The following is a 13,565-nucleotide window of genomic DNA, read 5'->3' on the forward strand; positions in this document are numbered from 1 at the left end:
AATAAAAGCAGGAGGAATCATCTGTATGACCGTTTTGAAAACAGCAAGAGTGCGCGTGCCTGCGAGTACGGCTAACCTAGGACCTGGCTTTGATACATTGGGCATGGCGTTGTCTCTATACGCATGGATTGAATTAAAAGAGGCCGAGCAGACATCTTTTCATCTGTACGGTGATCAAATGAATGGTGTTCCCCAAGATAAAACCAATTTGATTTACAAGGTAGCACAAATGGTTTTTCGTGAAGCAGGTGTACCTGTTCCTGAGCTGGAAATTTCGATGTACTCGGATATTCCGCTTACCCGTGGTTTGGGCAGCAGCGCTTCCGCCATTGTAGGTGCCCTGGTGGCTGCTAATACGCTGATTGGCTCGCCTCTGTCGGATTCCAAGCTATTTGACATGGCAAGCGCTATCGAAAAGCATCCGGACAATGTCGGAGCCTCTCTGTTTGGTGGTATTATTACTGCTATGTGGGATGGCGAGCATGCCAAGCACTTACGGATTGAACCGGATGCTAATCTAGAGGTAATGGTAGTTATTCCAGATTTTCAACTGTCTACGTCGAAGGCCAGAGAGGTCCTGCCTACCCACGTATCCTTGAAGGATGCTGTATATAATATAAGTCATGCTTCAATGCTGGTAGCAGCATTGGCATCGGGCCGAACAGATCTAATCGCCGAAGCGATGCGGGATCAGCTTCATCAGCCTTACCGCGCGGCACTAGTGCCGGGTATGACAGAGATCCTACAGGATGCGCACCATTATGGTGCATTGGGTGTGGCCCTTAGTGGTGCTGGACCGACGTTGCTGGCATTGATGGATCAACGGGAAAATCGCAAAGCGGAGCTTGAACAGTATTTAACGGAGACAATGAACAAAGAAGGGATCACTGCGTCTGTTTTGAAATTGCGCCCAGAGGTTGAAGGGGTTAAAGTATATACGGAAGGGAATACACACCCTTTTATGGATATGATTAAAGGGGAACTTACGATATGAAACGAATTGCACTTCTTCCTGAGGGGACTGTTTCTCATGAAGCGATTAAATATTTGTTAGGAGATACACCCTGTGAACTTCTATTTTACAAACATATAGCAGACGTATTTCAGGCAATAGACAAGGGACAGGCAGACTATAGTGTAATTCCTATTGAAAATACGATTGACGGCTCTGTGAGTTTGCATATGGACTGGCTTGTACATGAGGTAGACATTCCAATGCAGGCGGAATGGGTATATCCTTCGATTCAAAATCTTATTGGACATCGTAGTGAATTTCTTGGGGATCAGGACGAGCTGGATTTGAGCAAAGTGGTCAAAATTATGTCCCATCCTGTAGCGCTTCCCCAATGTAAAGAATTCATACAAGCTTTCGCTCCTCAAGCTGAGCTGGAGAGTGCAGGAAGTACGGCCGAAGCCGTCGAAATTGTTAAACATAACCCAGGTAAAGGTTGGACCGCTCTCGGAACCAAGCTTGCGGCTGCCAAACACGGATTGGACATTTTGGCCAGCAAGGTGACGGATCACGATAACAATTTTACCCGCTTTGTCTTGATTGGACATGAACCTGTAAGGTTCCCGCGTACGCCAGAAGGCCAGCGAACCAGTATTTTGGTCACGCCGCCACAGGATTTCCCGGGAGCGCTGCATCAGGTTTTATCTGCATTTGCATGGCGCAGGTTAAACCTGTCTCGTATTGAATCGCGTCCGACCAAAAAGCAATTGGGGAATTATTATTTTTACATTGAAGTTCTGGAATCTCTGCATTCCGTTTTGCTTCCGGCAGCCTTTGCAGAGATCGAGGCTTTGGGGTGCCATGTACGCATTCTTGGCTCTTATCCAAGCTACAAGTATGTTGAAGCAGCGATCGAACCTATTTTGAAGGAACATTAATCGGAGGTGTGGTTGTAATGGCAGAACAATGGATCTATCTGGATGGGCAGCATGTAACTAAGGAGAACGCAAAGGTTTCCGTATATGACCATGGTTTCTTGTACGGAGACGGTATATTTGAGGGTATTCGTATTTATAACGGAAATATTTTTAAATGTAAGGAGCATTTAGAGCGTCTGTATGATTCTGCGAAATCTATTCAGTTGAACATTCCGTTGTCTCCTGATGAAATGTTGGAAGCCATGGCTGAAACGATTCGCCTTAACGAAATGCGTAATGGATATATTCGATTGGTTGTATCCCGTGGTGCTGGAAATCTAGGTTTGGATCCCCTTCGTTGTGCAAAAGCGAGTGTCATCATTATCGTCGAGCAGCTCGCCATTTACCCGGAAGAAGCTTATTTGACAGGCCTGAAGACAATCTCTGTCTCTCAGCGTCGCAACATCCCGGATGCTTTGAATCCAAAGATTAAATCATTGAACTACCTCAACAATATCCTGGTGAAGATCCAATCTAACTATGCTGGTGTAGGTGAGGCTATTATGCTCAATTCCCAAGGATATGTGACGGAAGGTTCTGCTGACAACATTTTCATTGTCAAAAATGGAGTGTTGTACACACCGCCTTGTTATTTGGGAGCGCTTGAGGGGATTACTCGTAATGCTATCATCGATTTGTGTGCTAAGCTTGGATATTCGCTTAAGGAGCAACCTTTTACATTGCATGATGTATATGTCGCGGACGAGGTGTTTTTTACGGGAACTGCGGCAGAAGTGATTGCAGCTTATGAAGTAGATGGTCGTACGATTGGCTCCGGTGTTGCTGGTCCAGTGACTTTGGAGCTTCTGGCTGAGTTCCGGAAGCTTGTGGATCAGGATGGCTATAAAGTGTGGCAGGACTAAAATAATCGAGATCCTTTTGACTGAATGCTTGTAAGAGTATTCGGTTGAGAGGATTTTTTTGTTTGTAGGGGGTCATTCGCCCGGGAGGTGCATAGGATGTAATAACAGAAGCCGGGCGTTTATCCCGCCCGAACGAAAGTCTAGGAGGTTTGTGACCTGTGAAAATACACATCGTCAAAAAAGGTGACACTCTATACTTACTGGCACAGAAGTATAATGTGACACTAGAGAAAGTTATTGCCGCCAATCCCCAATTGGCAGACCCTAATCAGTTGAGCATCGGTGAGAAAATCAAAATTCCGACAGATCCTGTTACGATGGAAACACAGCCGTCAACGGTCTATCAACACAAGGTTAAGCAAGGTGATACGTTATGGAAGTTGTCCAAGGCGTGGAATGTACCGCTTAAGATAATTATTGATGCCAATTCCCAACTTAAAAACCCGAACGCACTTCTGGTTGGAGAAACAGTTAATATTCCACACTACAAAGAAAACGCATCTGATCTTTCTATGAATAAAAAAAATACCGCAGTGAAAGAAGAGATGACACAGCCTAAAACCGAATCCCCGACCAAGGAAGAACTTACCCAGCCCAAGGCGGAATTAACACAGCCTAAACCGGAGAATATGCCTAGCCCTAAAGAAGAAATGACACAGCCGAAAGAAACAGTGAATCCTCCTAAGCTTCCTGAATTAAAACTGCCTGAAGCTCCTATGGCGCCCGTCAATATGGCACCCGTGAACATGGCACCTGTCAATATGGCGCCCGTAAATCCTGCTCCACCTCAATTGCAGCCCATAATTACTCAACCTGCCCCACCTCAACAAATGCAACCTATAGTCACTCAACCGATTGCACCTAAACCGCAGCTTCCAATTAATATCGAAAAGCAACCTGTAACTGAAAAGTTTTGTGGCTGCACAAGCTCGAAGCCGATGGAAAATTCCTCATGGCCATTACAGCAACCGACATTTGATTACAGTCCGCCAATAAATGCAATGCCGAACTCGTTGTATCCGGGGATTGGGTCTCCTCAGAATTGGGGGGATGCTCCTGTAAATACTTCCTTTGCAGAACATGCCTCTCCTACTGTAGTTGCAGATCAGGGCTATCATCATGACTGTGAGCATCCATGGTGCTGGGGACCTGTGCAGACAGCAGCACCCATACATGCTCATCCCACACCTTATCCTGCCTATTCAGATTGCTGCTGCACCCCTGGATATTATCCGAGTCATGAAGCGTCTGAAAATACATCCTATCCTGTCTATCCTCCATTTATCCACCAAGGGGGTCCGCAGCAGCAACCAGAGAGTGCAGTCCAGGGTAGCCAGTGGGGCAACGCATGGGGAGGACCACAATATAGTATGCCTGCAAGTGGATACGTGTCCGACTTTAGCCAACCAATGGCTCAACACGCCGCGAATCATCCATATCATCCGTTCGCACATGGAAATGCACCTATGTATCCATTAGAGGGATATACAACGCCCTATATGTTTATGCCAGACTGTGGATGCCGGGAAGGAAACATCGAGTCGGCGCCAGCCTCTCCGGGAACGCAAGAGGTAGGTAACAATCTGACTATTCCATCGCAAAATGAAGGTGCTTCTTCAAAAAAAGACGATAGCGCGTCTAAAGGCAAATCAAAAGACAACTCTAGCAGTACATCCAAGGAAGAAACATCTAAAGCCAAGGTTTCAAGTGAACATGCTACTGTTAAGAAGCATAAATCCCGTAAATCGACAGGAGGAAGATCTCGCTCCTCATCCTATAGTGCTCGTGCACGTCAAAATCCATGGATTAATGACTGACGCAGATAAATATAAGAAAGAGGTAAACGCTATTACCGTCCCGATTTGTTAGTCATAAGGTGAAAGGAATAAATGTTAAAGAGGCTGTTATTCTGCTAGTTGAGAATGATAGTCTCTTTTTTTAAATGCAGTAATCCTACACATGAATAATGTCACTAAAAAAGATGTTGCTAATTAGCATAGTCATGTGGTATATTCTTATAGTTGTCTTTTACAAGATGATTAGCAACATAAAAACAAATTAGAATTAATTGAAAATTCTCTTGAAAAAAAGTGTTGCAAAGATAAAAGAAACATGATATATTATTTAAGTCGCCGCTGAGATGCGGTGAAGAAACAAAGTGAGTTAAAGTAAAGAGTTACGCAAGTTTGATCTTTGAAAACTGAACAACGAGTGAGTATGGATTTTGTTTATAAAATCCAATGCTGAAATTTTGGTACATGCCATCTGGCTATATAAAATGGAAGCAGAAATGAGAGATATTTTATCTCGTCAGTTTCAACATGAGCTAATCGCTCTTTCTATATTGTTTTATCTTCGGTCCTTCTCCTTGGAGTGGATGAAGATAAAACAGGTTGACGTTACTTTGTAACGTCTTTAATGGAGAGTTTGATCCTGGCTCAGGACGAACGCTGGCGGCGTGCCTAATACATGCAAGTCGAGCGGGGTTAATTAGAAGCTTGCTTCTAATTAATCTAGCGGCGGACGGGTGAGTAACACGTAGGCAACCTGCCCACAAGACAGGGATAACTACCGGAAACGGTAGCTAATACCCGATACATCCTTTTCCTGCATGGGAGAAGGAGGAAAGGCGGAGCAATCTGTCACTTGTGGATGGGCCTGCGGCGCATTAGCTAGTTGGTGGGGTAATGGCCTACCAAGGCGACGATGCGTAGCCGACCTGAGAGGGTGATCGGCCACACTGGGACTGAGACACGGCCCAGACTCCTACGGGAGGCAGCAGTAGGGAATCTTCCGCAATGGGCGAAAGCCTGACGGAGCAACGCCGCGTGAGTGATGAAGGTTTTCGGATCGTAAAGCTCTGTTGCCAGGGAAGAACGCTTGAGAGAGTAACTGCTCTTGAGGTGACGGTACCTGAGAAGAAAGCCCCGGCTAACTACGTGCCAGCAGCCGCGGTAATACGTAGGGGGCAAGCGTTGTCCGGAATTATTGGGCGTAAAGCGCGCGCAGGCGGCTCTTTAAGTCTGGTGTTTAATCCCGAGGCTCAACTTCGGGTCGCACTGGAAACTGGGGAGCTTGAGTGCAGAAGAGGAGAGTGGAATTCCACGTGTAGCGGTGAAATGCGTAGAGATGTGGAGGAACACCAGTGGCGAAGGCGACTCTCTGGGCTGTAACTGACGCTGAGGCGCGAAAGCGTGGGGAGCAAACAGGATTAGATACCCTGGTAGTCCACGCCGTAAACGATGAATGCTAGGTGTTAGGGGTTTCGATACCCTTGGTGCCGAAGTTAACACATTAAGCATTCCGCCTGGGGAGTACGGTCGCAAGACTGAAACTCAAAGGAATTGACGGGGACCCGCACAAGCAGTGGAGTATGTGGTTTAATTCGAAGCAACGCGAAGAACCTTACCAGGTCTTGACATCCCTTTGACCGGTCTAGAGATAGATCTTTCCTTCGGGACAGAGGAGACAGGTGGTGCATGGTTGTCGTCAGCTCGTGTCGTGAGATGTTGGGTTAAGTCCCGCAACGAGCGCAACCCTTATGCTTAGTTGCCAGCAGGTCGAGCTGGGCACTCTAAGCAGACTGCCGGTGACAAACCGGAGGAAGGTGGGGATGACGTCAAATCATCATGCCCCTTATGACCTGGGCTACACACGTACTACAATGGCCGGTACAACGGGAAGCGAAGGAGCGATCTGGAGCCAATCCTAGAAAAGCCGGTCTCAGTTCGGATTGTAGGCTGCAACTCGCCTACATGAAGTCGGAATTGCTAGTAATCGCGGATCAGCATGCCGCGGTGAATACGTTCCCGGGTCTTGTACACACCGCCCGTCACACCACGAGAGTTTACAACACCCGAAGTCGGTGAGGTAACCGCAAGGGGCCAGCCGCCGAAGGTGGGGTAGATGATTGGGGTGAAGTCGTAACAAGGTAGCCGTATCGGAAGGTGCGGCTGGATCACCTCCTTTCTATGGAGAATCGTTTCCTGCAATGGAAACATTCAAATCAGCAGGTACATGTACTTGCGACCGGATATTCAATTTGGTTCATCACGTTCGTGTGAATGAAACGAATATTCCTAAACTACTCACTCGTTGCTCAGTTTTGAGAGTTCAAGCTCTCAAGTTTCGACGAATGTTTCATTCACACATCGTGTGAAACCGAAATATTCATCGGGCTTCACTTCGATGAAGCGAATTGCACCTTGAAAACTGGATACCGAAACGAAATTGCGTTTTAGAATATTCCTTTAAGCTGATCTTGTGTAAACAAGTGAAATAAAGGTAGCTGCCTTGAATTTCATTCACACGTGAGTGTTGAACCGAAATTCAAAGCAAATCGTATTTACGATGTAAATACTAGGTTAAGCTACAAAGAGCACACGGAGGATGCCTAGGCGCCAGGAGCCGACGAAGGACGTGGCGAACAACGATAAAGCCTCGGGGAGCTGTAAGCAAGCTTTGATCCGGGGATGTCCGAATGGGGAAACCCGGCTGTCTTCATCGACAGTCACTACTCACTGAATACATAGGTGAGTGAGAGGCAGACCAGGGGAACTGAAACATCTAAGTACCCTGAGGAAGAGAAAACAATAGTGATTCCGTCAGTAGCGGCGAGCGAACGCGGATTAGCCCAAACCAAGGAGCTTGCTCCTTGGGGTTGTGGGACGTCTCACATGGAGTTACAAAGGAACCGGTTAGATGAAGAGGTCTGGAAAGGCCCGCCAGAGAAGGTAAAAGCCCTGTAGTTCAAAACCTGTTCCCTCCGAGACGGATCCCGAGTAGTGCGGGGCACGTGAAACCCCGTATGAATCCGGCAGGACCATCTGCCAAGGCTAAATACTCCCTGGCGACCGATAGTGAAGCAGTACCGTGAGGGAAAGGTGAAAAGCACCCCGGAAGGGGAGTGAAATAGATCCTGAAACCGTGTGCTTACAAGAAGTCAGAGCCCGATCTATGGGTGATGGCGTGCCTTTTGTAGAATGAACCGGCGAGTTACGTTCCCGTGCAAGGTTAAGGTGAAGAGCTGAAGCCGCAGCGAAAGCGAGTCTGAATAGGGCGAATGAGTACGTGGACGTAGACCCGAAACCGGGTGATCTACCCCTGTCCAGGGTGAAGGTGCGGTAACACGCACTGGAGGCCCGAACCCACGCATGTTGAAAAATGCGGGGATGAGGTGGGGGTAGCGGAGAAATTCCAATCGAACCCGGAGATAGCTGGTTCTCCCCGAAATAGCTTTAGGGCTAGCCTCGGAAAGAAGAATCGTGGAGGTAGAGCACTGATTGGGTGCGGGGCCCGCAAGGGTTACCAAGCTCAGTCAAACTCCGAATGCCATAGATTTAGTTCCGGGAGTCAGACAGTGAGTGCTAAGATCCATTGTCGAAAGGGAAACAGCCCAGACCATCAGCTAAGGTCCCCAAGTGTGTGTTAAGTGGGAAAGGATGTGGAGTTGCACAGACAACCAGGATGTTGGCTTAGAAGCAGCCACCATTGAAAGAGTGCGTAATAGCTCACTGGTCGAGTGACTCTGCGCCGAAAATGTAACGGGGCTAAACACACCACCGAAGCTATGGCTTGATGCTTTGCATCAGGGGTAGGGGAGCGTTGAATGCGGGTTGAAGGTGTACCGGAAGGAGCGCTGGACTGCATTCAAGTGAGAATGCCGGTATGAGTAACGAAAAGATCTGTGAGAATCAGATCCGCCGAAAGCCTAAGGGTTCCTGAGGAAGGTTCGTCCGCTCAGGGTAAGTCGGGACCTAAGGCGAGGCCGATAGGCGTAGTCGAAGGACAACAGGTCGAAATTCCTGTACCACCGTAATCCGTGATGAGCGATGGGGTGACGCAGTAGGGTAGTGACGCGGACTGATGGATGTCCGTCTAAGCAGTGAGGCTGATGTGTAGGCAAATCCGCACATCGTAAGGCTGGGCTGTGATGGGGAGCGAAAATTACAGTAGCGAAGGTCATGATCTCAGACTGCCAAGAAAAGCCTCTAGCCAGGAGAAGGTGCCCGTACCGCAAACCGACACAGGTAGGCGAGAAGAGAATTCTAAGGCGCGCGGAAGAACTCTCGTTAAGGAACTCGGCAAAATGACCCCGTAACTTCGGGAGAAGGGGTGCCTCGGTAGGGTGAATAGCCCGAGGGGGCCGCAGTGAAAAGGCCCAAGCGACTGTTTAGCAAAAACACAGGTCTGTGCGAAGCCGCAAGGCGAAGTATACGGGCTGACGCCTGCCCGGTGCTGGAAGGTTAAGGGGAGTGGTAAGCCTTCGGGCGAAGCTATGAACCGAAGCCCCAGTAAACGGCGGCCGTAACTATAACGGTCCTAAGGTAGCGAAATTCCTTGTCAGGTAAATTCTGACCCGCACGAATGGCGTAACGACTTGGGCGCTGTCTCAACGAGAGATCCGGTGAAATTTTAATACCTGTGAAGATGCAGGTTACCCGCGACAAGACGGAAAGACCCCATGGAGCTTTACTGCAGCTTGATATTGAATTTGGGTACGATCTGTACAGGATAGGTGGGAGCCGTTGAACCTTGAGCGCCAGCTTGAGGGGAGGCATCCTTGGGATACCACCCTGATCGTATCTAGGTTCTAACTTGGTACCGTGATCCGGTGCGAGGACAGTGTCAGGTGGGCAGTTTGACTGGGGCGGTCGCCTCCTAAAGAGTAACGGAGGCGCCCCAAGGTTCCCTCAGAATGGTTGGAAATCATTCGAAGAGTGCAAAGGCAGAAGGGAGCTTGACTGCGAGACCTACAAGTCGAGCAGGGACGAAAGTCGGGCTTAGTGATCCGGTGGTACCGCATGGAAGGGCCATCGCTCAACGGATAAAAGCTACCCTGGGGATAACAGGCTTATCTCCCCCAAGAGTCCACATCGACGGGGAGGTTTGGCACCTCGATGTCGGCTCATCGCATCCTGGGGCTGAAGTAGGTCCCAAGGGTTGGGCTGTTCGCCCATTAAAGCGGTACGCGAGCTGGGTTCAGAACGTCGTGAGACAGTTCGGTCCCTATCTGTCGTGGGCGTAGGAAATTTGAGAGGAGCTGTCCTTAGTACGAGAGGACCGGGATGGACGTACCGCTGGTGTACCAGTTGTTCCGCCAGGAGCACCGCTGGGTAGCTATGTACGGAAGGGATAAGCGCTGAAAGCATCTAAGCGTGAAGCCCCCCTCAAGATGAGATTTCCCAATTAGTAAGACCCCTTGAAGACGACGAGGTAGATAGGTTGGGGGTGGAAGTGCAGTAATGCATGGAGCTGACCAATACTAATCGGTCGAGGGCTTATCCTAAGATAAGACGCAATGAAGTTTCGGATCCAGTTTTCAGGGTGTAACCTTGAAAGTATGTAGAAGTACATACGACAAGCGTATGGCTATTCATTCACACAATTTGTGATGAACCGAATAACCTTACGGAAGAATTTACGGTGTAAATTCATGTTTGGTGGCGATAGCGGAGGGGTTCCACACGTACCCATCCCGAACACGACCGTTAAGCCCTCCAGCGCCGATGGTACTTGGACCGCAGGGTCCTGGGAGAGTAGGACGCCGCCAAGCGAGTTTTATAATTATTATTCCCTGATAGCTCAGTTGGTAGAGCACTCGACTGTTAATCGAGTTGTCACAGGTTCGAGTCCTGTTCGGGGAGCCATATGGAGAGGTGTCCGAGTTGGCCGAAGGAGCACGATTGGAAATCGTGTAGGCGCCAAAAGCGTCTCGAGGGTTCGAATCCCTCTCTCTCCGCCAGAATTATTTTATAGCATGGCCCGTTGGTCAAGGGGTTAAGACACCTCCCTTTCACGGAGGTAACAGGGGTTCGAATCCCCTACGGGTCATAGTAGTATGGAGGCTTAGCTCAGCTGGGAGAGCATCTGCCTTACAAGCAGAGGGTCGGGGGTTCGATCCCCTCAGCCTCCACCATTTATTTCCAATAGATTTCCCTACTATTATCGCGGGGTGGAGCAGTTCGGTAGCTCGTCGGGCTCATAACCCGAAGGTCGCAGGTTCAAATCCTGCCCCCGCAACCAATTAACTTTTTAATGAGAATTATTATGGAACTGTGGTGTAGAGGCCTAACATGCCTGCCTGTCACGCAGGAGATCGCGGGTTCGAATCCCGTCAGTTCCGCCATTTTCACAAAGTTACATTACCCTGTTGGGAGCCATTAGCTCAGTTGGTAGAGCACCTGACTTTTAATCAGGGTGTCGAAGGTTCGAGTCCTTCATGGCTCACCATTCATGCACTTATACGTCATGAATATAATTGTATTGCGGACGTGGCTCAGCGGTAGAGCATCGCCTTGCCAAGGCGAGGGTCGCGGGTTCGATTCCCGTCGTCCGCTCCATATTTGCGCCCTTAGCTCAGCTGGATAGAGCGTTTGACTACGAATCAAAAGGCCGGGAGTTCGAATCTCTCAGGGCGCGCCATTAACTTCATAAGCCGGTGTGGCGGAATTGGCAGACGCGCGCGACTCAAAATCGTGAGGGAAACCGTGGAGGTTCGAGTCCTCTCACCGGCATCTATTTCGGGATGTAGCTCAGCTTGGTAGAGCACCTGGTTTGGGACCAGGGGGTCGCATGTTCAAATCGTGTCATCCCGATTCAAAAGAAAGTCGCTGGAAGCAGCGGCTTTTTTGTTTATGTTATTATCTTTTGTATAATTCAGTAATCTTCAGGTCACACTAACACAAAAAGTGGGACGGAAGGGATTACTGTGAAGCGATTAAGTTGGAAAAAACAGATGAAACGGCGCTGGAAACAGTGGAGAAGAGCAGTGTGGGCATGTACTATTTTTAGTGCGGCTTGTTTACTGGCAGGTTTGGGCGTTCTGTTTTCGAATCATATGCAGGCTATGCTGTCGCAACCACTGGCTACTCCCGTTATGGCAGAGGTGGAAATGAAGGAGTTATCATATAGCCCGACCGAAGACCGCTCCCCACAGATGCAGCTATTGCAAAGTATTCGTGCTTCCGGTATAAGCAGGAAGACCCGTTTGTTAACTACCTACGTATGTGGCACGGAGACCACTTCCTTGGGAACGTTAAGTTCAAAGCAGCTGGAAAATTTGCTGAAGCAACATCCCGATTGGAAGGGAAGGCTTAATACTAAGGGAGAAGTGTGGCTGGAGCGCAGAGTGGAAGATTTGTCGGAGTCATGCAAAGAGCGCGCATATATGGGCTTAAGCACTGATGGGCAGCTTACACTGTTTGAAGGGCTACCAAAAAAGGAAAAAGTAATTCGTACCTTTTTTCAATTGGATATAGGGTCCATGGAGACGGCCTTGCCGGAAGGGGTATATAAACAACTTCAGCAGGGAATCCGTGTACAGGATATAAATGAGTATAACAGTGTAATCTCCACTTTTAGTGATTTTGCAGTGGAGCGAACACAGAGGGTATTAAAGCAGCATTATTGATTACACCAAGTACGGAGACGTTAGGCTTTGCCCACGAGGTGAGGTTTGTAGCGTCTCTTTTTATGTTTTCACTCATGGTTAAACTTTTTCCTCTATTAGATACAAAGTTTTGTTATAATAAAAAGAACGACACATATGTTCGCTTTATATGGGATTTGGTCATGTATATTGACGATAGTGCTGGCTGTTGGTTAGTTACGTCATGTTTGAGCGATAGGGGAGAGATTTTTTTGCGTTTTCTAGGAATTGATCCGGGTATTGCCATTGTGGGCTTCGGATTTGTAGACAAGGTTGGTAGTAAGGTGGTTCCTGTGCAGTATGGCTGCATCCAGACGGAGGCACACACCCCCGAAGAAGACAGGCTGCTTCATGTATATGAAGGCATGTTGCAATTAATTGATAAGTATAAGCCGGATGCGGTAGCATTGGAGAAGCTCTTTTTTAATCGCAACGTTACAACGGCTATGTCCGTAAGTCAGGCACGTGGAGTGCTGGTATTAGCTGCCAAACAACGTAATTTGCCTATAGGGGAATACACGCCGATGCAGGTAAAGCAGGCTATTGTAGGGTATGGCAAGGCGGAGAAGAAGCAGGTACAGGAGATGGTTAGAATGTTTCTAAAGCTCCAGGCTGTGCCCAAACCGGATGATGTAGCGGATGCTTTGGCAGTGGCTATTTGTCATGCGCATTCCTATGGACTAAATTCAAAATTAAATGAGGTATTACGAAAATGATAGATTTCTTGCGTGGTTCTGTAGCTCACTTGGAAAATGAATATGTCGTTTTGGATGTGCAGGGTGTAGGGTATCGGGTATTTTGTCCCAATCCTTACGCGTTCGCCAAAACGGAAGGACCGGTGGTTATTTACACTCATCATCATGTAAGGGAAGATGCAATTTTACTGTTTGGGTTTGCAACCCGTGAGGAGCAGCAATTATTCCGTAAACTGATCGATGTATCTGGTATTGGACCGCGTGTGGCACTTGGGATTTTGGGAGGCGGTACGCCTGCTCATGTGGTGACGGCGATTTATCAGGAGAATATCACATTTCTCACCAAATTACCGGGAATCGGTAAAAAGACGGCACAACGCATGATTCTAGATTTGAAAGACAAGCTGGACGGTATTGGGGCGTTGGGAATGGCTACCGGATTGTTTGCGGAGCCTGTTGTAGAAGAAGGCGAAGGTTCGTATTGGAGTGAGGCGCGTGAGGCGCTTAAGGCGCTCGGTTACACGGATGCTGAGTTAGATAAGGTATGGAGCAAAATGAAGAAAGATGCGAAACCTGATGATTCTGCCGACATTTTGATGAAACGGGCTTTGCAACTGTTGTTTGCCGGATAGGACGCTGATGTCCGTG

General features: G+C 48.3%; 7 protein-coding genes, 11 tRNA genes and 3 rRNA genes. All 21 read left to right on the forward strand.

Translation table 11 applies throughout. The features are described 5' to 3' along the window. The first annotated feature begins 25 nt into the window (after positions 1-25). The 21 genes from thrB (at position 26) to ruvA (ending at position 13,549) form a co-directional block, all read left to right on the forward strand. The gene (gene thrB, locus ACXHJ1_RS13170; RefSeq protein ID WP_126666282.1) at positions 26-994 is read left to right on the forward strand and encodes a homoserine kinase; all 969 of its coding nucleotides are present in this window, start codon (positions 26-28) and stop codon (positions 992-994) included. Then, positions 991-1,890 carry a prephenate dehydratase gene (gene pheA / locus ACXHJ1_RS13175; RefSeq protein WP_016818437.1) on the forward strand — a complete coding sequence of 300 codons (900 nt, stop codon included), beginning with the start codon at positions 991-993 and terminating at the stop codon, positions 1,888-1,890. Before thrB ends, pheA begins: the two co-directional genes overlap by 4 nt. A gap of 17 nt (positions 1,891-1,907) precedes the next feature. Beyond that, positions 1,908-2,792: a branched-chain-amino-acid transaminase gene (gene ilvE, locus ACXHJ1_RS13180; RefSeq protein WP_457904743.1), complete on the forward strand. Its 885-nt coding sequence runs from the start codon at positions 1,908-1,910 to the stop codon at positions 2,790-2,792. 158 nt (positions 2,793-2,950) lie between these two features. Beyond that, positions 2,951-4,609: a LysM peptidoglycan-binding domain-containing protein gene (locus ACXHJ1_RS13185; RefSeq protein WP_090890271.1), complete on the forward strand. Its 1,659-nt coding sequence runs from the start codon at positions 2,951-2,953 to the stop codon at positions 4,607-4,609. A gap of 598 nt (positions 4,610-5,207) precedes the next feature. Then, a 16S ribosomal RNA gene (locus ACXHJ1_RS13190) occupies positions 5,208-6,761 on the forward strand. Between the two features lie 393 nt (positions 6,762-7,154). Continuing rightward, positions 7,155-10,080 (forward strand): 23S ribosomal RNA (locus ACXHJ1_RS13195). A 150-nt stretch (positions 10,081-10,230) separates the two neighbouring features. After that, a 5S ribosomal RNA gene (gene rrf, locus ACXHJ1_RS13200) occupies positions 10,231-10,347 on the forward strand. The 16S, 23S and 5S rRNA genes sit together here with 11 tRNA genes alongside, the layout of an rRNA operon. An 18-nt stretch (positions 10,348-10,365) precedes the next feature. Beyond that, positions 10,366-10,441 (forward strand) — tRNA-Asn (locus tag ACXHJ1_RS13205). Between the two features lie 3 nt (positions 10,442-10,444). Beyond that, a tRNA-Ser gene (locus ACXHJ1_RS13210) sits at positions 10,445-10,536 on the forward strand. 17 nt (positions 10,537-10,553) lie between these two features. Then, a tRNA-Glu gene (locus ACXHJ1_RS13215) sits at positions 10,554-10,625 on the forward strand. A gap of 9 nt (positions 10,626-10,634) precedes the next feature. Next, positions 10,635-10,710, forward strand: a tRNA-Val gene (locus ACXHJ1_RS13220). Positions 10,711-10,740: 30 nt separating this feature from the next. Then, a tRNA-Met gene (locus tag ACXHJ1_RS13225) sits at positions 10,741-10,817 on the forward strand. 26 nt (positions 10,818-10,843) lie between these two features. Further along, positions 10,844-10,920 (forward strand) — tRNA-Asp (locus ACXHJ1_RS13230). A gap of 28 nt (positions 10,921-10,948) precedes the next feature. Further along, positions 10,949-11,024: transfer RNA gene (locus ACXHJ1_RS13235), tRNA-Lys, on the forward strand. Positions 11,025-11,059: 35 nt separating this feature from the next. Beyond that, positions 11,060-11,134: transfer RNA gene (locus tag ACXHJ1_RS13240), tRNA-Gly, on the forward strand. A gap of 5 nt (positions 11,135-11,139) precedes the next feature. Beyond that, positions 11,140-11,216, forward strand: a tRNA-Arg gene (locus ACXHJ1_RS13245). Between the two features lie 12 nt (positions 11,217-11,228). After that, positions 11,229-11,308, forward strand: a tRNA-Leu gene (locus ACXHJ1_RS13250). A gap of 7 nt (positions 11,309-11,315) precedes the next feature. Then, positions 11,316-11,389, forward strand: a tRNA-Pro gene (locus ACXHJ1_RS13255). Positions 11,390-11,502: 113 nt separating this feature from the next. After that, on the forward strand, positions 11,503-12,204 hold the full coding sequence (locus ACXHJ1_RS13260; protein WP_016819145.1) for a BofC C-terminal domain-containing protein: 702 nt from the start codon (positions 11,503-11,505) through the stop codon (positions 12,202-12,204). A gap of 230 nt (positions 12,205-12,434) precedes the next feature. Next, positions 12,435-12,938: a crossover junction endodeoxyribonuclease RuvC gene (gene ruvC / locus ACXHJ1_RS13265; protein ID WP_016819144.1), complete on the forward strand. Its 504-nt coding sequence runs from the start codon at positions 12,435-12,437 to the stop codon at positions 12,936-12,938. Beyond that, the gene (ruvA, locus tag ACXHJ1_RS13270) at positions 12,935-13,549 is read left to right on the forward strand and encodes a Holliday junction branch migration protein RuvA (protein ID WP_025365638.1); all 615 of its coding nucleotides are present in this window, start codon (positions 12,935-12,937) and stop codon (positions 13,547-13,549) included. The genes ruvC and ruvA overlap by 4 nt, the downstream gene beginning before the upstream one ends. Positions 13,550-13,565 lie beyond the last annotated feature (16 nt).

This window comes from Paenibacillus sp. ALE2 (genome assembly GCF_054113385.1).

Excerpts from the sequence above, each read along its gene's own strand:
- thrB (WP_126666282.1), top strand. The coding sequence starts at position 26 with ATGACCGTTTTGAAAACAGCAAGAGTGCGCGTGCCTGCGAGTACGGCT.
- pheA (WP_016818437.1), top strand. The coding sequence starts at position 991 with ATGAAACGAATTGCACTTCTTCCTGAGGGGACTGTTTCTCATGAAGCG.
- ilvE (WP_457904743.1), top strand. The coding sequence starts at position 1,908 with ATGGCAGAACAATGGATCTATCTGGATGGGCAGCATGTAACTAAGGAG.
- ruvA (WP_025365638.1), top strand. The coding sequence starts at position 12,935 with ATGATAGATTTCTTGCGTGGTTCTGTAGCTCACTTGGAAAATGAATAT.